A 19,784-nucleotide genomic window follows, 5' to 3' on the forward strand; every position below is an offset into this window, starting at 1 on the left:
CCAATGCTGGTTGAAAAAATTGAGATGAATATAAATGATATAGAAGAAGCAGAGCTTGCAAAGCTGCATAAAGAAAAGGTTTACCTGGATAGTGCCGATTTGCTGAAGCGTATTTTACGGGTGAAAACAGACCATGGAAAGGATATTGGTATTTCCTTAAAAGAAAGACAGGCCCTGACAAAGGGTGACGTTTTATATAAAGATACATCCAATATTATTTTTATTGATGTCTATCAGGACGACGTGATTGTTATCCGCCCTAAAGATATTCATGAAATGGGCGTCATTGCGCACCAATTAGGAAACCGTCATCTTCCTGCACAATTTGAAGCGGATAATATGATTGTCCAATATGATTATCTTGTAGAAGAATTGCTGAAACAGCTAGACATTTCTTATCAGCGGGAAGAGCGCAAATTAAAAGAAGCGTTTAAACATATAGGGCATAGCCATGACTAATTCATTGCTCACCTTTGTTCAGTTATGCGATTCAAACTTCCCTATTGGCGGTTTCAGCCATTCATTTGGACTGGAAACCTATATTCAAGAAGATGTTGTGAAGGACAGGATCTCATTTCAAGAATGGCTGGATACGTATTTCAGGGAACAGGTGAAATATACAGAAGGGCTTGCTTTTCAACTTGTATGCGAGGCGCTGTGTGAAAATGATTTGGAGCGGATTTGGCATATGGACCGGCTGCTTTATGTCCAGAACCTTCCAAAGGAAACAAGGGAAGGAAATACCCAAATGGGAGTCCGGATGCTGAAGCTGGCAGAAAGTCTGTTTGAATACGGAATACTTGCAAATTATCTAAAACGAATAAAGCAAGGGAAATCATTCGGGCACAGCGCCATTGTCTTTGCAGTTATTGCGCATTATCACAGGATACAACCTCGGGAGGGACTTGGGTTTTATTTATATTCCCTGGTTTCCAACCTGGTACAGAATGCAGTAAGAGCTATTCCGATGGGGCAGACAGACGGGCAGAAGATATTGCTGGAGAGTCAGCAATTAATAAACAGTGTCGCGGAAGAAATAGCTGCTTTAACGATAGCGGATTTTGGGATTGTTTCGCCCGGTCTGGAAATTTCACAAATGAAGCATGAGCATGTAAAAGTAAGGATATTTATGTCTTAGAAGGGAGATTTGGAGATGGAACCGATTCGAGTAGGTATTGGCGGTCCAGTAGGGGCTGGAAAAACAGAGTTAGTAGAGAAAATAACAAGACAATTAAATAATGAAATGGACATGGCGGTTATTACGAATGATATTTATACCAAAGAAGACGCTAAAATTTTAATGAAAAATGGTGTGCTGGAGGATGACCGGATTATTGGTGTGGAAACGGGCGGGTGCCCGCATACCGCTATCAGAGAAGATGCCTCCATGAATTTTGCTGCTATCGATAAATTAATAGAACGTTTTCCCGACGTAGAATTGATCTTCATTGAAAGCGGCGGGGACAATCTGGCAGCGACATTCAGTCCGGAGCTTGTTGACTTTTCTATTTATATCATTGATGTAGCCCAGGGAGAGAAAATTCCCCGTAAAGGCGGGCAGGGCATGATTAAGTCGGATTTATTTATTATTAATAAAACGGATTTGGCGCCATATGTTGGAGCGGACTTAGATATCATGGCAAGAGATACGAAAGAATTTCGAGGAGATAAACCCTTTATTTTTACGAATTTGAAAAATAATGAAGGATTGGACGAAGTAATTGATTGGCTGAAAGATAATGTACTGCTTCGAGGGATCGTCTAAGATGCAGAAGGAATGGACCGGAGAGCTTCAGCTTGAATTAACGGAGAAGAAGAATAAAACGGTCCCTGCGGATGTATATTTCCGAGGTGCCTTCAAAGTGATGCGTCCAATCTATTTAGACGATTCCGGGCAATTAACCTATTATCTATTAAATCCTGGAGGCGGCTATTTATCTGGAGATACATATTCCATGGATATTAGGGTGAATGAAAATGCCCGGGCAATTTTGACAACGCAATCTGCAACCAAAGTATATAAATCCCCAGGAGAGCCTGCGTATCAGTATGGGAAGTTTACCTTGAAATCGAACAGTCTGCTGGAGTATATCCCTGATCCGCTGATCGTTTATCGGGAAGGGTCGTATAAACAGCTCAACCAATTTTATGTAGATAATACCTCGACATTGATTTGCTCTGATATTATTACACCTGGATGGTCACCAACCGGAAAGCAATTCAGTTATGACAAGGTAGATTTGCAAAATGAAGTGTTTATCCATAAGGAATTAGGCGTTTTTGACCGCGTTGTAACGGAACCGGCTAAAAATAATCCTTCTGTGTTTGGAAGAATGGAAGGGTATAGTCATTTAGGCTCCATGATGGTTATTAGTCCTTATATGACAGATGAAGTAATTGAAAATATCTATGATATGATGGAGCAGAAGGACGTGAACTTCGGTATCTCGAGGTGTCCGGTCCCGGGGTTTTCTTTGAGAATATTGGCCAATCAGACGCAAATCATCGAAGAGATACTGCAAATGTGCCATGGGTATTTACGAGAAGTATGGTTTGGCATGTCTCCTGTATTTTTACGGAAATATTAAAAGAGTTTAAAAACGGTGGGGAAGACAAGCGGGATATCTGAGAGCAGCTTTAGAGATGTTCGAAAGCTTGCTTCCCCGGCCTTTGGAAAGGTAGTTAAGATGGAGCGACAAATTTCTGGAAAATATTATTTGATCAGTACGCTGCACAGTTTTTCCCAAGTAATCCTGCTGGCGAATTGGAAAACAGGACTTTTCATTTTTTTGGGCATTCTTGTTGTTTCCTGGCAATTTGCCGTAGTATCCTTATTAAGTGTGATAATAGCGAATGTTATAGGCTATGTGCTCACGAAGAATAGAAGTTTTATAGAGGATGGATTAATGGGCTATAACGCGGTGTTAAGCTGTTTAGCTATTCTCATTTTTTTGGATGGGCCGTATCTGTGGCTGCTTGCTTTTGCAGGAACTGGATTATCCGCATTAGCAACCGTAGCTTTAAATAATTATTTTGTGCGTATTCCGGTTCTCACTTTTCCATTCATTATTACATCATGGCTGATATTTTTATTTCCTTATAAATTAGATTTATTCATAATGAGTGATCAGCTTATACCGCAGAATCTAATGCATTGGGAGTATATTGAAGGAAGCGGAATGGACTGGATTACCGCATTTTTTAAAAGCATCAGTGAAATCTTTCTATTGGATTCTGTGTGGGCGGGAGCGCTGATCCTGGCAGGAATTCTGATTGCCGGGATCAGAGTGAGCGCGAGCACCATTATATCCGCTGTCGCTGCCTTAGCTTTTGCTTACATATTAGGGGCAGAAAATGATCAGATGCAGCTTGGGCTGTATGGATACAATGCGATTTTGACGGCCATAGCAGTGGGCCATACATTCAATGCCAAGGGGGCGAAAGGTATGTTTGTGTACGGTCTGATAGGAGCACTATTGACGGTTCCGATTTCTGCGAGCTTATCTATTCTGCTTATCCCATACGGCCTGCCTGTATTAACCATTCCATTTGTAATCATTACATGGCTGCTGTTGAGCGCATCAAATTCTATCTTAAAACCGGGAAATAGAGTATAATAGAAAATGAATTTTTATGATGAAGCGTTGTTGCAGGGTAACATCAATAGAGAAACGAGTTGATGTTGCCTGCAGCTATGAAGAGAGAACAACATGAAGGAATCAATCAGAGCAAGGAGACGCTGATAGGAAATGTCTATACAAACACCTGTAAAATATCGTGTGAAACAGGTTGAACAAAAGGACGCTGCGCAGGTAGTGGATTTTATGACAACGATTCGAAAAGAAGTATTTCCGATGTTGGATCATCAGCAATTACCGCCGGATATGCTTCATTTTTATGCACATTATATAGATAGAAGGGATGCGGCGTTATTTGCAGCTTTAAGTGAAGCGGGCAATGTGCTTGGTACAATTGGTTATTTGCCCTATGACAATCGATTTGACGAGCTGCAGCAATTTTACGCGCAAACGAAGACCACGGAATTGGTAAGATGCTATATAGATCCGGCATATAGACGTTTAGGAATTGGCACTGCCCTCTATCAAACGGCTTTAAAGTCGATTCAAACAGTAGGATACGAGAAGGTTTATCTGCATTCTCATCCATTTCTGCCTGGCGGTATTCCCTTCTGGAAAGCGCTGGGCTTTGAAGAAAGACTGGCTGAGTCAGATCCAGTCTGGAAAACACTGCATATGGATAAGGTCTTATAGTATTCCTTTTGCGTGAGCTGCTTCATCAGGCATGACACCAAGAATAATAGGAGTAATAAAATGAGAAAAATAAATATAGGGCTGCTTTCCGTATTGTTTTTGTTTTTATTGGCAAGCTGCAGCAATTCGGAAAATGATAAAGCAGCTAAAGATGAAATCGTATATGCCAGCTCGAAGGATATCCGCGATATTAATCCGCATTTATACAGCGGGGAAATGGCAGCCCAGAATATGGTGTTTGAATCACTGGTCAAGAATACGGAAGACGGTGTAGAGCCTTGGCTGGCGGAGAGCTGGGATATCTCAGAGGATGGGCTGGAATATACCTTTCATTTAAGAGAGGATGTTACCTTTTCTGACGGAGAAAAGTTCAACGCAGAGGCGGTAAAACAGAATATGGATGCCATCATGGATAATGAAGAACGTCATGCTTGGCTGGATTTAGTCAATTTGATTGACGAAAATGTGGTAGTGGATGAATATACGTATAAGCTTGTGTTAAAGCATCCGTATTATCCGACGTTAACGGAATTGGGACTTACCCGCCCGTTTCGTTTTTTATCTCCCAATGACTTTGTGGATGGAACGACAAAGGATGGCATCAGCGGTTATTCGGGAACAGGGCCGTGGGTTTTATCAGAACATAAAGAGAATCAGGAGGCTGTGTTCACTGCCAACGAAGAATATTGGGGAGAACAGCCTAAAGTGAATGCAGTAAGATGGAAGGTGATGCCGGATCATCAGACCATTCTGCTTGCCCTTGAAAAAGGAGAGGTCGATCTGATTTTTGGATCCGATGGAGATATGATTGACCTGGACTCTTTCTCCGCGCTGGAAGAGCAGGGAGAGTACGTAACCGAAATGAGTGAGCCGGTCGCTTCCAGAGCGATTTTATTGAACTCCAATCGTCCCATCACTGGCGAAATCGAGGTAAGAGAAGCGCTGCAATATGCGGTTGATAAACAATCGATTGCGGATGGTATCTTAAATGGATCAGAATCTGTTGCGCCGACCTTGCTTGCATCGACAGTTCCTTACAGCGACCTTGGACTGGAGGAAAGGAAATATGATCCGGATAAAGCTAATAATCTGCTCGATGATGCCGGCTGGGAGTTGAATAGTGATGATGGATATCGTTATAAAGATGGCGAGAAATTAGAGCTTAACCTGTATTATAATTCGGATAATGCACAGGAAAAGACGATCAGTGAATATATTCAGTCTGATTTGCGGGAGATAGGTGTGGAGCTGCATATCACTGGAGAGCAGAAGCAGGCGTTTTTAGACAGACAAAAATCAGGAGAATTTGATTTGCAATATTCCTTGTCATGGGGAACGCCTTATGACCCGCAATCTTACCTGTCCTCCTGGAGAATCCCGGCGCATGGCGATTATCAGGCGCAGACAGGGCTGGACAAGAAAGCGTGGCTGGACGAAACAATTACCGATTTGATGATTGAGCATGATGAGGAGAATAGAGAAGCGATGTATGCGGAAGTGTTATCGTATATCCATGATGAAGCAGTATACATCCCGCTCACATACTCACGTACAAAAGCAGTCCATCGACCAGAACTGCAGGGTGTCACGTTTAATGTCTCTCAATATGAAGTTCCATTTGAAAACATGTATTTTGATACAGAGTAAATTAAAAAAGCGGATGAAGGTCCGCTTTTTTGGTTCTTTAATGTAAGAATGTAGGTGGAGTAAATGAAGCGTTATATTACGAAAAGAATCATAAGCATCATTCCCTTATTAATAGGAATATCCTTTTTGGCGTTTATTCTCATTAATCTGAGCGAAAGTGATCCGGCGGAAGTCGCGCTGCGGGTAAATGAAATCACACCGACAGAAACAGCTGTTGCAGAGATGCGCGAGGAGCTGGGCCTCGATAAACCATTTTTTGAAAGATATATTACATGGGTGACCAGCAGTATCAAAGGTGACTTCGGAAACAGCTTTGTTAATAATAAACCGGTGATCGAAGAAATCGGGCAGGCATTGCCAGCTACGCTGATGCTTGCGTTGGTTGCCTTCGTAATGATTGTTTTTATCAGCGTCTCTGCCTCCATTCTATGTACGATTTATGAAGGAAGCATCATTGATCGGACCATTAGAGGCTTTGTCTTTATTGCAGAGGCCATGCCCGGTTATTGGATCGGGCTTTTGCTGATATGGTTTTTCTCGATTAAATTAAATCTGCTGCCGACAAGCGGGATGAGCTCTTGGACATCTGTTATTCTGCCGGCAGTAACGTTAGCTTTTGCTTATATTTCCACCTATGTGAGATTGATTCGAAATAATATGGTGCAAAACAAAAACGAGAATTTTGTACTTTATGCAAAAGCCCGCGGGATGAAAGAGGGTATTATTTTAAAGCGTATTTTCAAAAACTCTCTTCAGTCTGCTATTACAGCACTGGGCATGTCGATTCCCAAATTAATTGCAGGCACTGTCATTGTCGAGAATATCTTTGCCTGGCCGGGGATAGGCAGGCTGAGTGTGACAGCGATATTCAATTATGATTATCCCGTTATCCAAGCGTATGTCTTTCTGATGGCGGTTTTATTTGTCATCTGTAACTTACTGGTAGATATTGTTACTGCCATATTCGATCCAAGAATGAGAAAAGAGGTATAATCATGGGGGGTTTAAATAAATTGATGAGAGATCGTTCCGCCATGATTTGTATCATTTTCTTAACCCTTGTGGTACTGGCAGGAATTTTCGCGCCATGGCTAGCGCCGCATAGTCCAATTGATGTCAATGTAAAAGAAAAACTGGCGGGAATAAGTACAACCTATCCGCTTGGTACGGATCAGCTGGGGAGATGTATTTTTTCAAGGCTGTTATACGGGATTCGCACGACGGTTTTCATTGCCTTTATAACCATGATTGTCACGATTGTGATTGGAACATTGATTGGAGGAATCGCCGGACTGTTTCGCGGGAAAATCGACGAGATCATTATGAGGATTTGCGATGTCTTTATGTCCTTTCCAAGTGAAGTGATGATTCTGGCCATTATCGGAATGATGGGACCAGGGCTTACCAATATCGTGATCGCCAGTATTATTGCAAAATGGGCATGGTACACACGTATGGTCCGTTCGATTATCATTAAATATGCCGATAAAAACTATATTCAGTTTGCCCGAGTCTCCGGCTTCAGCAGATGGCATATTTTCAAAAAGCATATCATGCCAAATACGGTAGGCGAGATTTCGGTCCTGGCCACACTTGATGCAGGTTCGGTGATTTTAATGATTTCCGCTTTATCCTTCCTCGGGCTGGGAGTGCAGGCACCGACGCCTGAATGGGGAATGATGTTAAACGAAGCGAAGAACGTGATGACCATCTATCCGGAATTAATGCTTGCTCCGGGAATAGCAATTCTTGTTGTGGTAGCGGCATTTAATTTTCTTGGGGACAGTCTGCAGGATGCCTTTAATGTTAAGCGTGGAAAGCGCGGTAAAAGAATGAGGTGATTGCTTGGTTATGCTGGAAGTGAAAAATTTATCGATACAAGATACACAAACAAACGAGGTTATCGTTGAAGATATATCTTTTAAATTGGAACGCGGCCGCAGTTTGGGCATTGTCGGGGAAAGCGGCAGCGGCAAGTCAATGACGGTGAAGGGGATGCTGGGGCTTATAGCGCCCTGGATAACCGTTTCCGGTGCAGCCTATTTTGAAGATGCGGATATGCTGAGGATGAAGACAAAATCAATTCGAGATATAAGAGCCCGGCATATCAGCATGATTCTGCAAGATGCCATGTCCGCCTTTGATTCGTTAGATACCATTGGAAAGCAGATGCAGGAAACGCTATGTGAGAATTTGATAATTTCCAGGACAGAGGCAAAACAAGTATCCTTGAGAGAATTAGAAAGAGTGGGGATAAAGGAAGCTGCACAGGTGCTGAAGAAATATCCGCATCAATTGTCCGGCGGGATGCTCCAGCGATGTATGATTGCCATTGCAGCAGCCGTACAGCCTGATATTATTATTGCGGATGAACCAACCACTGCGCTGGACGCTATTACCCAAAAAGAAGTCATTGCAACATTTCAGCATCTCCAGGCTCAATCGGGGACTACCTTTATTTTTATTTCTCACGATCTCGGCGTTATCCAACAGCTGACGGAAGATGTGCTTGTGATGAAAGACGCGAAACAAGTGGAATATGGCAGGACAGAAAATGTATTTCAGCATCCACAAAATGAATATACAAAATACTTGGTGGATACAAGAATCAAACTGACCCGTGCGTTTGAACAATCGATGAGAAAGGATTCCTATCATGCTTGAAGTAAAGAAGGTCTATAAAACATATCCGAAAGCAGGAAAAGGCTTCAGAAAAGAAAGGTTATCCGTCTTAGCGGACGTATCCTTTCAGATTCATGCGGGAGACTGGGCTGCCTTAGTCGGGGAAAGCGGCAGTGGGAAAAGTACATTAAGCAGATTGATATTAGGCTTGGAAAAAGCAGACAGCGGCAGTCTGTTGCTGGAGGGGGAAAATCCAGCAGCGTGGAGGAAGGAAAAGAGAGGGCAGATGAGTGTTGTTTTTCAGGACTATACGTCCTCAGCCAATCCTGCTTTCCAGATAAAAGATATTATCATGGAACCCTTGAAGGCTTTCAGCCGGAATCATCCGATACAGGAAACAGCGGAAAGTTTAATGGAGAAAGTCGGTCTGTCTAAGGAGTTAGCAGAACGTTATCCGCATGAGTTAAGCGGCGGCCAGTTACAGCGGGTGTGTATCGCCAGGGCAATTAGTACGAAGCCAAAATTTTTGGTTCTGGATGAAGCAGTCAGCTCGCTGGATGTTTCTGTTCAAGCACAAATCCTAGATTTACTCGATACGTTAAAAAAAGAAATGGATATGACGTGTCTATTTATCGCACATGACTTGCAAACCGTTGCTTATCTATGTAATCAAGTGATGTTTTTAAATGAAGGAAAAATCGTTGAGCAGATAGAGACAAAAAATCTGGCAAATGTGCAGAGTACTTATGCGAAGAGGCTGTTGGAAGCAGTGGTTCGGTTTAGAGTGGAATAGAATTCTACTATATAAAACATGCCACTTGCCTGCTAACCCGGCAAATGGCAAGTTTTATCTTTTATAATAATTTTTTCGTGCTTACAAGAATAATGCATGTACATAACACGTCGATTGCTTTTTCCACTTCTTCTAACGATGGGAATGATGGCGCAATACGAATGTTTCTGTCACGAGGATCTTTCCCATATGGAAAGGCTGCTCCGGCTCCGGTTAAGGTGACTCCAGCCTCTTTGGCAAGATGGATTACTTCAGAAGCACAGCCGTCCATCGTATCTAAGCTGATAAAATAGCCTCCATCCGGTTCTGCCCATGTTGCAATGCCATAAGAATCCAGTTTGGAATGAAGTATTTCTATTACGGCATCAAATTTAGGCTTCATAATTTCCGCATGCTTTTTCATGTGTTCCAGGAGATTACTATAGTTTTCAAAAAAGCGGACATGGCGCAGCTGGTTTACTTTATCAGGACCAATTGTCTGCACGCTTAACTGCTCTTTAATAAAGCTGATATTTTCCCTGCTTGCTGCTACGACTGCAACACCAGAGCCCGGGAAAGTCATTTTGGAAGTAGATGCAAACATAAATACTCTGTTTGGGTTTCCGTGTTCCTTACATGCTTCCAATATATTTTTTAATTTTGGAGGATGATCCGTCAGGTCATGAATGGCATACGCATTATCCCAGAAAATTTTAAAATCCTTTGCTTTCGTTTCCATTTTAGCTAAACGTTCCACGACCTCATCACTATATGTAATACCCTCGGGATTACTATATTTCGGAACACTCCACATTCCTTTGATGGACGCATCGTTGCGTACAAGCTCTTCCACCTTGTCCATATCCGGACCGTCATTCAGCATCTCTACGGAAATCATTTCGATATCGTATTGTTCACAAATCGTAAAATGCCTGTCATAACCGGGGACAGGGCATATAAATTTAATTGCATCTTCTTTACCCCAAGGAGTTTCGCTATCAATAACGCCTTTAATCAATGCTTTTGAAATCAAATCATGCATGATATTCAGGCTGGCATTACCTCCGATTAAAATCTCCTCTGTATCTACTTCTAATAGATCTTTAAATAATGCTTTTGCTTCTGGCAGACCATCTACCATCCCATAATTTAAAACAAAAAAGTTATCCCCAATATTTTTAGAAGTAACGCTGTCTAACAATTCCAATGACAATTGCAGCTGCTCAGCGCTTGGCTTTCCTCTCGCCATATTTAAAGATAGATTTTCTTTCTTGATTGCATCCAATTCTTTCTTTGTTTTTTCATGAAGATGTTGCAGACTGGAATGATCCATCTGTTGTAGCGTACTCATTTTATCCCTCCGGCATGTGTAACTTAATTTTATCTCTTGTTAATTATTTTATTTCATTCAATAAGAATTGCAAGGGAAAACATGAGAAGTTTACAAATCTATTTAACAAGGAAGCATTTCCTCTATAAATTGTTGAATAATTGAAACATTTCCCGGCTGTAACCCGTAAAGAAAGATAATAAGAAAGGAGAGGAATAGCATAATGAGTGACTGGTGGGAAAAGAAGAAATCGAAAACAAGGAAAAGCAAAAAGGGGAAAGGAGATTATACAAAGACCGATTTGTTTTTTGATATTCTTTTTTGGATTCCGGAAGTTATCATTCTTCCGATTCGGATTCTCTTTTGGTCATTTAGAGGCGTGCTGAGATGGGTGACGGATGTAATGTGAAGCAGGGAAGGGGAAAGTTAATTTGGAGATCATTTCTGCATTAATAAACTGTTTAAATTCAACTATAAGAGCAGGAGTTATAGTAAATATGTAGAATTCTATAATAGGAGCAGCTGCAAATCAGCTAACAGAGCAGCCTTAATTATGCTGCGCTATTTTGTATCGAAAATAAAATAGGGGTATTTATATGGGAAATGTAATTGAAAGACCATTCAGGTTAAAGCTGGGTTTTCATCTGTTAATTGGGCTTACAGGTTTTATCAGTGTTATTTTACACGTCGCCTACTCTCCGGACCCTTTGGTATCAATAACGAAATTTACGTTTCAAGCGAATTTAATGGTCGCGATAACCTTTCTGTGCAGCAGCGTCGCCATTTTAAATCGTAAAAATCAGAGTCCATTCTTGGATTTTTTCAAAAATGCTTCCGTTATATATATGTTTGTCTGCATTTCTACCTATCATTTTCTTCTTGCCAGCGGGGGTGAATATACTGGCATCCGCACCATCACGAATGTGACGCTGCATTATTTTATTCCGATAGCCGTCTTTATCAATTGGCTTCTTTTGGAGACGAAGAAAAGATACAGCTATCAATATATTTTTTATTGGATGATTTATCCGGTTATTTATTGTGTTATTTCAAGCTTGAGAGGATTAATGGACGGGTTTTACCCCTATTTCTTTTTAAACCCCAATGGTGAGATTCCGGCAGGCGTGGGAAGTTATTCAAATGTTGCAGGCTTTATTGCCGCTTTTTTATTTGTTTATATTATTCTTGGGTTTCTGCTGATTGTATCTAATCGAATATTTTTGTATATCGGTCATAAGAATAGAGCTATTTCGTCGCGATAGATTTGCATGAAAGAGTTTGAGGAAATGGATATATAATAAAAGGAAATAAAGGAGATTTTAATGGTGCTTCAAAATAGAGAAATTATCGTCACTGGTGCAGCTGCTGGAATAGGGAAGGAAGTGGTCCGGCAGTGTATAGAGGTAGGCGCGGCTGTTATAGCGTGTGATAAGAATCAAGAAGGACTGGATGATTTAAAGCAGAGGATAGATCATCGCGACAAATTATTTACATATGCATTAGATATCAGCAGCTATAAAGCAGTTTCTGCATTCTTTCATTATCTGGAAACAGAACATCCCGAGTTAGATGGATTAGTGAATAATGCGGGTGTCTACTTAGCAAAAAATATTTCAGATTATCAAGAGGATGAAATAAACAAGGTATTAGATGTGAATGTAAAGGGAGGCATTTATTTCTCGCAGCTGTTTGGTGAAAAGCTGCTTCAAGCAAAGCAACCTGGCGTGATTGTCAATATGTCCTCCGTTGCAGGGATGGAAGGGAGCTCGGATGCAATCTATGGTGCTTCAAAAGCAGCAATTCTGGGGCTGACGAAAAGCTGTGCCATGAATTTTTCTCCATACATCCGGGTAAACGCTGTTGCGCCGACGATGGTGGACACCTCGATGATGGAAGTCATCCCTTCGTGGAGAAAAGAAGAATATTTACATAGCGAATTAGTTGATACACCAGTAACTGCTAAGGATGTTGCTGAAACAGTAGTGTTCTTGTTATCGGATAAGTCGAAACATTATACAGGAGCTACTTTTGATATCAATAACGGCGGTTATCTGAGATGAAGCTGCACGTCAGGGGGGAGCGAAAAAATGAACAGACAGAACAAAGAGACTCGTCCTTATTTGGATGAGAACATTTCGGTAGAAGATTTTTTAGATTTCTATTGGTTGAAGGTGGAATTGCAGGATTTTTGCAGAAAGAAAGGAATGCAAACTTCAGGAGCTAAAACAGAAATTGCAGAACGTATCATCCATTATTTAAAAACAGGGGAGCTATCACAAGCTGCCAAGTCTAAAAAAGCACCTGCATATCCAGAAAAACGGAAAAAGGCAGATTCGATGAGCTTGGAAACGGTGATTGAATCCAATTTTAAATGCACGCAGGAGCATAGAGAATTTTTTAAACGTGTGATTGGCCCGAAGTTTCATTTCTCTGTAGCCTTGCAGAATTATCTCAAAGCCAATGCTGGAAAAACATATCAAGACGTAGTAGATCATTATTATCAATTAGAAGAAGATAAAAAGAAAGGAAAGCGTACAACGATTTCCGGACAATTTGAATATAATACGTTTATTCGTGCTTATTTTGATGATTCGGCGAATAAGGGAAAATCACTGCAAGACGCAATCAGTGCCTGGAAGGAAGTTCGGAGCAGACGCGGCGATAATGTATATCGATCTGCATCTGAAGCGGAATGAAGTAAGTTAACACGAATCTGGATTGGGAGATTACATGCTATTTTTATCAAAAAAAGGAGAGAAAACTCCCTCTTCAAGCGCGTAGAGGTAAGGGGGAGATGAATCTCCTATGCACAAAAGATTGCTTTTGAGTGTTTCGATTGTTCAATATTAAATCGAACAAATGTTCCGAAAACATCCTTCTTCTGATATAATAGACAGGAGGAGGTAAGAAGCCATGAAAGTAAAAAAAGCATTTCGTTTTCGTATCTATCCGAACAAAAAACAAATCACCTTCATTCATAAGACAATCGGCTGCTCCCGCTTTGTCTACAACTATTTTACAGGAAAACAAATAGGTGATACATATGATGAAAATTTGGTGGACAACAAGTATCGTTTGGATACTATTTTTTATAGCAGCATCTGTTGCTATCGGCGTTCGAGATGTTGACGGAGCAGGGGTGGTACAGACTCCTGAATTAAGATTTCTTGCATTTATGGTTTTAGGCGGATTTTTTGTACTTGTTCTGATAGGTCAATTGATATTTTTATATTTTGCAAGGAAAAGAAAGCATCCGTCTCTGGCAAAGAATTAAAAATAAAACAATTTACATATCAGAAAGGATGGATGACATGCAGGGATACGAGAGTAAACAAGCTCTAATTGATGAAATCACTAAGAGAGCCAATTTATTTATTAGTGAATTTGATTCAGTGAATCATTCAGATAAAGATGTCTCTGTAGATGATGTAGACAGAACGCCGGCACAAATGATTGCTTATCAGCTGGGATGGATGAATTTAATCTTATTCTGGGAGCAGGCCAATCAAAATGGGGAAGATGCTATCACGCCAACGCCGGATTATAAATGGAATAATCTCGGCGGCCTTTATCAAAGCTTCTATGATACGTATGCAGATGATTCATTGGGAAATCTGATTGAGAAGTTTCATCAAGATGTTGACCGGGTCATTCAGTTGGTAGAAAGCTATCAGGATAAAGAGTTATTTGAGCAGGGTGGCAGACAATGGGCGACGACGACTCCTTCCAGCTGGGCGATTTGGAAATGGATCCATATTAATACAGTGGCGCCGTTTAAGACATTCCGGACGAAGATTAGAAAGTGGAAAAAGGTTCGGGGAGTATAAGTTTGCATTGTTTCAATCTGCAAAATAAGCAGATACTAAAAAAGAATAGGAAGTTAATCGGGAAATTACTAACGTATCATGTTATTAATGGAATCCTATTAATCAAGAGAGGAGTTTATAATATGAATGGAAAAGAAATTTATCAAGCATGGATGAATGCCTGGAATGAAGACATATCTATTCTGCATGACATTACTGATGAGAATTGCACAGTACATCAAGCAAGAACAGATGGCAAAGATTCGGGCAGCGCAAAAGGGATAAAAGCATTAAAGGATGTTGTTGAATCTGCTAAATACTATTTTGAAAATGTAAACATGTCCCTAGTGGTTCAGCCCATTGAAGAAGGAAATTATGTTTCCGCCCGCTGGAATTTTGAAGGCATTTATAATGGTAATATGGAGGGAGCAAAAGCAGAGAAAGGAAAGCTTGTTTCCTTTGATGGAACGGACATATTCCGTATTGAAAAGGGTAAAATCAAAGATTATTGGGTTTCTTCTGATGTAATGGATTTTATGAATCAGCTGGAAGTATTTTAGTGGTATGTTCAGTTGGACTTACTTGAAAATTCATTAATTTTTGCTAGCTCTATATGAAGGATGGAGCTGTTGATGTATAGTATGATAACCTTTTGAAAATTAGTTCGGAAAGCGAGTAAGTTTAAGAAACATAACGTTCTAATCAAAATCTAGTTAAGAAAACACTGAAATGCAGCTGCTTCAGTGTTTTTTGATTTTTTTTGCGGGAACAGATGATTCATTTCGTGAAGACAATTCAATCATTAAGGGCTTCAAAAACTTAATGATTGAATGAATTTAAATGGCATTTTTGAAGTAACAGTCCGCAAAGTACTTCTTGACATTCAAGTTACTTAAAGGGTTATGCTTATAGTTAAGAAAGGGAATTGGAGGAAAACATATTGATGACGATACAGGTCTTTTCAATACAGACTGGAATACCAAAAAGCACCCTTCGTTTTTATGAAGAAAAGCATCTTCTGAAATCAGTAAGGGAGGAGAGCAGTAACTACCGCATGTATGCCGAAGATCAAATTCCTCTCGCCAAGCTGATTGCAAGCTTGCGGGCAGCTAAGGTTCCTATCCGTGATATTCAGCTTTATTTAGAAGCGAACGAAAACAGCCGGAAGCAGATGAAGAAGAAATGGATTCAAACCATAAAAGAAAATCAGAGACAGCTGGAAGTCAGTCTTCGCTATTTAGAATGTGATAATGAGAAAAAAGAGATTTATATGTTTGAAAAAACGGGAGAGAAAGTCATTTGGTTTGAGGCAGAATCCGCTGCGGGACAGTTTAGCCGGGAGTTTGTTTTCAGAAGAGAACAGATGAAACAGCACTATATTCCGATTAACAACATGTATTTACGGTATATATCCGGAAACAGAAATCAAGTCAAAGCAGAGATTGGCTTCGGTGTATCCCGAGAAATAAATACAGCACTCTTTCCAGATGCTTTTTCAGAAAAAATGCGGGGCAGCTTCTGTGTCGGTCTTCCTTTTAATGAAGACTTTTCAAAAATTGAAAGAGCTTATCGCAGCTTAATGGATTATTGCGTGACAAACAGCTGGACTCCTGCTGGTTCTATTCTGGAATGGTATCGCGGTGACCAGATGGAAACAGCCGACATCATTATGCCTGTCAGTTATATAGGGGCGAAGCAATGAAGCATAGAAAAAAACTGCAGGTGGAAGTCATGGAACTAAAAGGGAAGATGTATGAAATCGGCAGGAAACAGGGCATTGCGCTGAAATCGAATGCAAAATGGAAACAGCAAACGGAATTACAGACGAATGGAAACATGCTGGAAGCAAGAAAACAAATAGAGAAAGTTTCGCCAAGTCTTTTGAACGAGATAGAGGGGCTGGCTGCAGGGATGAACATTCATGTAGATACAGCAATGCAGCTGTTTGGAGGGTACAATATACAAATGCCTTCCATGGGCTGTACCACACTGGCCAATGACTCTTTGTATGTGAGAAATTATGATTTTAGTGATGCATTATATGATGCTCGACTGGTTCTGCTCAATCCGGATAACAGCTATGCAAGCATCGGGTTCAGTCAGCAGATTACTGGCAGACTGGATGGCATGAATGAAAAGGGGCTTGTGATTGGGCTGCATTTAGTAAATGAAAAGGTCAGTCAAAAAGGCTTTTTGGCAACGACGATATGCCGAATGGTCTTGGAGCAATGTGCTGACATTTATGAAGCAATTTCACTTATCAAACAAGTTCCCCATCAGTATTGCGTGAACTTTTCCATCATGGATAGAGAAGGAAATAATGCCGTTGTGGAAGTATCACCTGAGCAACAGATTGTTTATAAAAGGACACCGCTGATATGTACGAATCATTTTGAATCTAAGCAGCTAAGTGAAAAAAATAGAGCATTCATTCAAGGTTCGCTGCACCGTAAAAATTATTTGGAAGCCTTGGAAAAGAAAAATGTTACTCCAATTTCTGCGTATCATATATTTAACGATGAAGAATCGCCATTATTTTTCAAGGATTATAAAGAATACTTTGGAACACTTCATACGGTGGTCTATTGCCCTAAAGACCGGGGTGTAATGGCGGGGATTGGAGGAAATGGTGATCCCTATTTCCTTTCGTTCAACGATTGGCTGAAAGGAAAAGAAAAACTGCCTTGTTTACTTGAAGGGGAGATAGCAAGCGGGAGCTTCCTTTATTAATATGGCGGGTTTAGATTGAAATCATGCCATCCTTTAAATACATCTTTTCTTAACCAAAGCGCGTTAAATTTGTTGTTCTCTGCTTTAATTTCTTACCTTGCTATGGCGGGGAAATGTAAAGCACAATCGTCGACAAAACGAAATCATTCCTGTAACATGGTCACTATTGTAATTTGTTATATGAAGGAGGGTGTCATAGAAAAGTGCAATCATTTAATAAAACACCTATCATTATCGTACTTCTTACAGGTGGGTTCATATCAATTTTAAACCAGACGACGATGATTACTGCCATCCCGCCAATCATGGACGAAATGGATGTAAGTGCCAATACCGGACAATGGCTGACGACGGTTTTTATGCTCGTCAATGGCGTTATGATACCAGTCACGGCATTTTTAATGGCACGTTTCACGGCTAGGCAGCTGTTTATTACTGCGATGACCGTGTTTGCTGTCGGAACCGCTTTTTCTGCCATGGCTCCGAACTTTGGTATGCTGCTTTTAGGAAGGATCATTCAATCCAGCGGTGCAGGCGTAATCATGCCGCTGATGCAGACTGTGTTTTTACTACTTTTTCCTGTCAGGAACCGCGGCGTAGCGATGGGATTGGTAGGGCTGGTAATCTCTTTTGCTCCAGCGATTGGTCCTGCATTGTCCGGATGGATTATCACGAATTACTCCTGGCGCGCCGTATTTCTTCTTATTCTGCCTATAGCAATTATCGTTATTGTATTTGCAGCTAAAGTGATGAAAAATGTTACGGAATTAACGTATCCGAAATTGGATATGTTATCGATTATCTTGTCATCTTTCGGTTTTGGCGGATTTCTATATGGATTTACAAGTGCAGGAAACAATGGCTGGGCAAGTCCCATTACGATTACTACCCTGATTGTCGGAACGGTAGCGCTAGTATGTTTCATTATCAGGCAATTACGTATGGAGACGCCTATGCTGGAGTTTAGGGTATTTAAAAATCCTATTTTTACTTTATCAACGATTATTCCCATGATTGCATTTATGGGATTGATTGGCACGGAAACGTTAGTTCCGCTTTATATGCAGAATGCACGCGGTTTTACTGCGATGGAAGCAGGAATTGCGCTTCTTCCCGGCGCTTTAGTGAATGGAATGATGTCTCCCATCACGGGTAAAATATTTGACCGTTTCGGTGCGAGGTGGCTCGCAGTAACCGGCCTTATCATTATTACCATCTCTACATTTGCATTTACCAATCTGGGACCGTCCACATCAATGTTAATGATTACGATTCTGTATGCGATCCGGATGTTCGGTCTGTCTATGGTCATGATGCCTGTAACAACTGCCGGTTTAAATCAGCTGCCTAGAGACTTGATTCCACATGGTACGGCGATGACGAATACGATGCGTCAGGTTTCAGCCTCTGTTGGAACAGCAATTGTCATTACCATAATGACAACAACGGAAATGTCTGCAGAGCATAATCTGGATATATCTTATCCAATGATCCATGGTGTTAATACAGCCTTTATGGTCATTACAATACTCTCTCTGATTGGGGTTGTAATCAGCTTCTTTATGAAGAATGGCAATTCCCCTGCTGAAGAGCAAAGTCATATGCAGCGGGATGAAAGAGAAGAGCGGACAGTTCGTGAATCGAGGTAAAACAGGCCAGAGGGAAAATGAAATGACTTATCCAGCAGGTATTTGATTGAGCTTGCGTAAGGGTATTTTGAACTGTGTGTTATTTTATCTCTTAAAGGTTTTTTTAGCAGTTTGTTAAAGTGTTATGAAAAATAGAGTTTGAAACAGCGTCAAGGGGACCCCTTGACGTTTGTTTTTCAATAAAGAGACAAAAGCAAATGGAAATGATGAATAGAATTTATTCAAAAGTGATGTTTCAAATTTGGATTTGTGCAGGACTCTTTCCATTTGTCTATTATAAAATTTGTTTGCCTTTTATAATTATAATTTACATTATTCATAATATTTAAATAAATAGTTTTTTAGACTTTTAGTTAAAAATTTTTATAAAAAACTAATGTCGATTGATATGCTGAAGAAAGTTGTTTAAAGCTTTGTGAAAAGGATTATATCAATCATTAGATATTAAAGTGAAATCCTACGAATACCGAAACAATGATAAAACATAACGGACTTCTAGAATATCGGCAGTCTGGAGACATTAAAATAATGCGTGAAATGAATTTATTTAGGCGGGAAATCTGGTGAGCTAACTTCCTGAATTACTCAAGATAACTCAGTGGGAGAAAGGAAACAGACTAAGTTCGCCACGCCTTGGGCCTGCGATTACTCGCCCACTGAAACCATTGCGATTACCTACCCCGAAGAAGAACTTTTGTGTGTCTAAAACTCCTGCTGCATGAAATTTTTCGTTTTATAATTAATGAAGGTATTGGCTTCATATTCTGCATTGCTAAAAATATTATCGTTAATGACATGGAATATTTCCCGGGAAAGCGCATAATCTGACATTTTTGTTGAAAATGAGGGAAGAATAGCGAATATTGCTATAATGATTGGAAAGAATGTGTTTAGGCAGTTTATCTAAGTAAAATAAAAAAGTCGTTGGAAGAAGTGCCTTCAATTATGCGATGTTAC

At 40.5% G+C, this 19,784-nt stretch carries 23 protein-coding genes; 22 read left to right on the plus strand and 1 reads right to left on the minus strand.

Going from position 1 to position 19,784, the window contains the following annotated elements; translation table 11 throughout:
* Nucleotides 1–3: 3 nt before the first annotated feature.
* From MKY45_RS09585 to MKY45_RS09635, 11 genes are all read left to right on the plus strand, one after another.
* Complete coding sequence (locus MKY45_RS09585) at nucleotides 4–459, plus strand: urease accessory protein UreE (protein WP_042533490.1); 456 nt, start codon at nucleotides 4–6, stop codon at nucleotides 457–459.
* A complete protein-coding gene (locus tag MKY45_RS09590; protein ID WP_193064542.1) occupies nucleotides 452–1,138 on the plus strand; it encodes an urease accessory protein UreF in 687 nt (228 codons plus the stop codon). Before MKY45_RS09585 ends, MKY45_RS09590 begins: the two co-directional genes overlap by 8 nt.
* A gap of 15 nt (nucleotides 1,139–1,153) precedes the next feature.
* Nucleotides 1,154–1,765, plus strand: a complete 612-nt coding sequence (gene ureG, locus MKY45_RS09595; RefSeq protein ID WP_042533493.1) for an urease accessory protein UreG — start codon at nucleotides 1,154–1,156, stop codon at nucleotides 1,763–1,765.
* A gap of 1 nt (nucleotide 1,766) precedes the next feature.
* Entirely contained in the window at nucleotides 1,767–2,588 is an 822-nt protein-coding gene (locus MKY45_RS09600) for an urease accessory protein UreD (protein ID WP_042533494.1), read from the plus strand.
* A 15-nt stretch (nucleotides 2,589–2,603) separates the two neighbouring features.
* The gene (locus MKY45_RS09605) at nucleotides 2,604–3,617 is read left to right on the plus strand and encodes an urea transporter (protein ID WP_052485033.1); all 1,014 of its coding nucleotides are present in this window, start codon (nucleotides 2,604–2,606) and stop codon (nucleotides 3,615–3,617) included.
* Between the two features lie 132 nt (nucleotides 3,618–3,749).
* Complete coding sequence (locus tag MKY45_RS09610) at nucleotides 3,750–4,271, plus strand: GNAT family N-acetyltransferase (protein WP_042533495.1); 522 nt, start codon at nucleotides 3,750–3,752, stop codon at nucleotides 4,269–4,271.
* 60 nt (nucleotides 4,272–4,331) lie between these two features.
* Complete coding sequence (gene nikA, locus MKY45_RS09615) at nucleotides 4,332–5,918, plus strand: nickel ABC transporter substrate-binding protein (protein ID WP_042533496.1); 1,587 nt, start codon at nucleotides 4,332–4,334, stop codon at nucleotides 5,916–5,918.
* A gap of 63 nt (nucleotides 5,919–5,981) precedes the next feature.
* Entirely contained in the window at nucleotides 5,982–6,911 is a 930-nt protein-coding gene (gene opp1B, locus MKY45_RS09620; protein ID WP_042533498.1) for a nickel/cobalt ABC transporter permease, read from the plus strand.
* 2 nt (nucleotides 6,912–6,913) lie between these two features.
* Complete coding sequence (opp1C, locus tag MKY45_RS09625; protein WP_042533501.1) at nucleotides 6,914–7,759, plus strand: nickel/cobalt ABC transporter permease; 846 nt, start codon at nucleotides 6,914–6,916, stop codon at nucleotides 7,757–7,759.
* 10 nt (nucleotides 7,760–7,769) lie between these two features.
* Nucleotides 7,770–8,582: an ABC transporter ATP-binding protein gene (locus MKY45_RS09630; protein WP_341172865.1), complete on the plus strand. Its 813-nt coding sequence runs from the start codon at nucleotides 7,770–7,772 to the stop codon at nucleotides 8,580–8,582.
* Nucleotides 8,575–9,333 (plus strand): ABC transporter ATP-binding protein, encoded by a 759-nt coding sequence (locus MKY45_RS09635; RefSeq protein WP_341172866.1) that lies wholly within the window; start codon nucleotides 8,575–8,577, stop codon nucleotides 9,331–9,333. The genes MKY45_RS09630 and MKY45_RS09635 overlap by 8 nt, the downstream gene beginning before the upstream one ends.
* 61 nt (nucleotides 9,334–9,394) lie before the next feature.
* Here MKY45_RS09635 and MKY45_RS09640 read toward each other — a convergent pair whose 3' ends face one another.
* Nucleotides 9,395–10,663: an aminotransferase class I/II-fold pyridoxal phosphate-dependent enzyme gene (locus MKY45_RS09640; protein WP_193064545.1), complete on the minus strand. Its 1,269-nt coding sequence runs from the start codon at nucleotides 10,661–10,663 to the stop codon at nucleotides 9,395–9,397.
* A 202-nt stretch (nucleotides 10,664–10,865) separates the two neighbouring features.
* Between MKY45_RS09640 and MKY45_RS09645 the strand changes: the two genes are divergently transcribed.
* The 11 genes from MKY45_RS09645 to MKY45_RS09695 all read left to right on the plus strand — a co-directional run bounded on the left by MKY45_RS09645 (nucleotide 10,866) and on the right by MKY45_RS09695 (nucleotide 18,827).
* Nucleotides 10,866–11,051: a hypothetical protein gene (locus MKY45_RS09645; protein WP_042533507.1), complete on the plus strand. Its 186-nt coding sequence runs from the start codon at nucleotides 10,866–10,868 to the stop codon at nucleotides 11,049–11,051.
* Between the two features lie 187 nt (nucleotides 11,052–11,238).
* Nucleotides 11,239–11,904, plus strand: a complete 666-nt coding sequence (locus MKY45_RS09650) for a Pr6Pr family membrane protein (RefSeq protein WP_341172867.1) — start codon at nucleotides 11,239–11,241, stop codon at nucleotides 11,902–11,904.
* Nucleotides 11,905–11,967: 63 nt separating this feature from the next.
* Complete coding sequence (locus MKY45_RS09655; protein ID WP_193064589.1) at nucleotides 11,968–12,702, plus strand: SDR family NAD(P)-dependent oxidoreductase; 735 nt, start codon at nucleotides 11,968–11,970, stop codon at nucleotides 12,700–12,702.
* 27 nt (nucleotides 12,703–12,729) lie between these two features.
* Entirely contained in the window at nucleotides 12,730–13,338 is a 609-nt protein-coding gene (locus tag MKY45_RS09660) for a DUF6434 domain-containing protein (protein ID WP_256706054.1), read from the plus strand.
* 217 nt (nucleotides 13,339–13,555) lie between these two features.
* On the plus strand, nucleotides 13,556–13,771 hold the full coding sequence (locus MKY45_RS09665; protein WP_226895044.1) for a helix-turn-helix domain-containing protein: 216 nt from the start codon (nucleotides 13,556–13,558) through the stop codon (nucleotides 13,769–13,771).
* On the plus strand, nucleotides 13,686–13,916 hold the full coding sequence (locus MKY45_RS09670) for a DUF3923 family protein (protein WP_042533511.1): 231 nt from the start codon (nucleotides 13,686–13,688) through the stop codon (nucleotides 13,914–13,916). The genes MKY45_RS09665 and MKY45_RS09670 overlap by 86 nt, the downstream gene beginning before the upstream one ends.
* A 37-nt stretch (nucleotides 13,917–13,953) precedes the next feature.
* Nucleotides 13,954–14,469 carry a ClbS/DfsB family four-helix bundle protein gene (locus MKY45_RS09675; protein ID WP_042533512.1) on the plus strand — a complete coding sequence of 172 codons (516 nt, stop codon included), beginning with the start codon at nucleotides 13,954–13,956 and terminating at the stop codon, nucleotides 14,467–14,469.
* A gap of 122 nt (nucleotides 14,470–14,591) precedes the next feature.
* Nucleotides 14,592–15,008: an ester cyclase gene (locus MKY45_RS09680; protein WP_193064549.1), complete on the plus strand. Its 417-nt coding sequence runs from the start codon at nucleotides 14,592–14,594 to the stop codon at nucleotides 15,006–15,008.
* 383 nt (nucleotides 15,009–15,391) lie between these two features.
* Entirely contained in the window at nucleotides 15,392–16,150 is a 759-nt protein-coding gene (locus MKY45_RS09685; protein WP_341173477.1) for a MerR family transcriptional regulator, read from the plus strand.
* Nucleotides 16,147–17,178: a C45 family autoproteolytic acyltransferase/hydolase gene (locus MKY45_RS09690; RefSeq protein WP_193064550.1), complete on the plus strand. Its 1,032-nt coding sequence runs from the start codon at nucleotides 16,147–16,149 to the stop codon at nucleotides 17,176–17,178. Before MKY45_RS09685 ends, MKY45_RS09690 begins: the two co-directional genes overlap by 4 nt.
* A 203-nt stretch (nucleotides 17,179–17,381) precedes the next feature.
* Nucleotides 17,382–18,827 carry an MDR family MFS transporter gene (locus MKY45_RS09695; protein ID WP_341172868.1) on the plus strand — a complete coding sequence of 482 codons (1,446 nt, stop codon included), beginning with the start codon at nucleotides 17,382–17,384 and terminating at the stop codon, nucleotides 18,825–18,827.
* The last annotated feature ends 957 nt before the right edge of the window (nucleotides 18,828–19,784 follow it).

This window comes from Oceanobacillus sp. FSL K6-0251 (assembly GCF_038004725.1).
Taxonomy (GTDB): Bacteria; Bacillota; Bacilli; order Bacillales; family Amphibacillaceae; genus Oceanobacillus; species Oceanobacillus oncorhynchi.

Bases quoted from the DNA above. Each gene is read 5' to 3' on its own strand.
- MKY45_RS09680 (WP_193064549.1), top strand. From the start codon at position 14,592: ATGAATGGAAAAGAAATTTATCAAGCATGGATGAATGCCTGGAATGAA.
- MKY45_RS09635 (WP_341172866.1), top strand. From the start codon at position 8,575: ATGCTTGAAGTAAAGAAGGTCTATAAAACATATCCGAAAGCAGGAAAA.
- MKY45_RS09610 (WP_042533495.1), top strand. From the start codon at position 3,750: ATGTCTATACAAACACCTGTAAAATATCGTGTGAAACAGGTTGAACAA.
- ureG (WP_042533493.1), top strand. From the start codon at position 1,154: ATGGAACCGATTCGAGTAGGTATTGGCGGTCCAGTAGGGGCTGGAAAA.
- MKY45_RS09675 (WP_042533512.1), top strand. From the start codon at position 13,954: ATGCAGGGATACGAGAGTAAACAAGCTCTAATTGATGAAATCACTAAG.
- MKY45_RS09670 (WP_042533511.1), top strand. From the start codon at position 13,686: ATGATGAAAATTTGGTGGACAACAAGTATCGTTTGGATACTATTTTTT.
- MKY45_RS09690 (WP_193064550.1), top strand. From the start codon at position 16,147: ATGAAGCATAGAAAAAAACTGCAGGTGGAAGTCATGGAACTAAAAGGG.
- MKY45_RS09585 (WP_042533490.1), top strand. From the start codon at position 4: ATGCTGGTTGAAAAAATTGAGATGAATATAAATGATATAGAAGAAGCA.
- MKY45_RS09600 (WP_042533494.1), top strand. From the start codon at position 1,767: ATGCAGAAGGAATGGACCGGAGAGCTTCAGCTTGAATTAACGGAGAAG.
- MKY45_RS09590 (WP_193064542.1), top strand. From the start codon at position 452: ATGACTAATTCATTGCTCACCTTTGTTCAGTTATGCGATTCAAACTTC.
- nikA (WP_042533496.1), top strand. From the start codon at position 4,332: ATGAGAAAAATAAATATAGGGCTGCTTTCCGTATTGTTTTTGTTTTTA.
- MKY45_RS09650 (WP_341172867.1), top strand. From the start codon at position 11,239: ATGGGAAATGTAATTGAAAGACCATTCAGGTTAAAGCTGGGTTTTCAT.
- MKY45_RS09660 (WP_256706054.1), top strand. From the start codon at position 12,730: ATGAACAGACAGAACAAAGAGACTCGTCCTTATTTGGATGAGAACATT.
- MKY45_RS09665 (WP_226895044.1), top strand. From the start codon at position 13,556: ATGAAAGTAAAAAAAGCATTTCGTTTTCGTATCTATCCGAACAAAAAA.
- MKY45_RS09640 (WP_193064545.1), bottom strand. From the start codon at position 10,663: ATGAGTACGCTACAACAGATGGATCATTCCAGTCTGCAACATCTTCAT.
- opp1C (WP_042533501.1), top strand. From the start codon at position 6,914: ATGGGGGGTTTAAATAAATTGATGAGAGATCGTTCCGCCATGATTTGT.
- MKY45_RS09645 (WP_042533507.1), top strand. From the start codon at position 10,866: ATGAGTGACTGGTGGGAAAAGAAGAAATCGAAAACAAGGAAAAGCAAA.
- opp1B (WP_042533498.1), top strand. From the start codon at position 5,982: ATGAAGCGTTATATTACGAAAAGAATCATAAGCATCATTCCCTTATTA.
- MKY45_RS09630 (WP_341172865.1), top strand. From the start codon at position 7,770: ATGCTGGAAGTGAAAAATTTATCGATACAAGATACACAAACAAACGAG.
- MKY45_RS09685 (WP_341173477.1), top strand. From the start codon at position 15,392: ATGACGATACAGGTCTTTTCAATACAGACTGGAATACCAAAAAGCACC.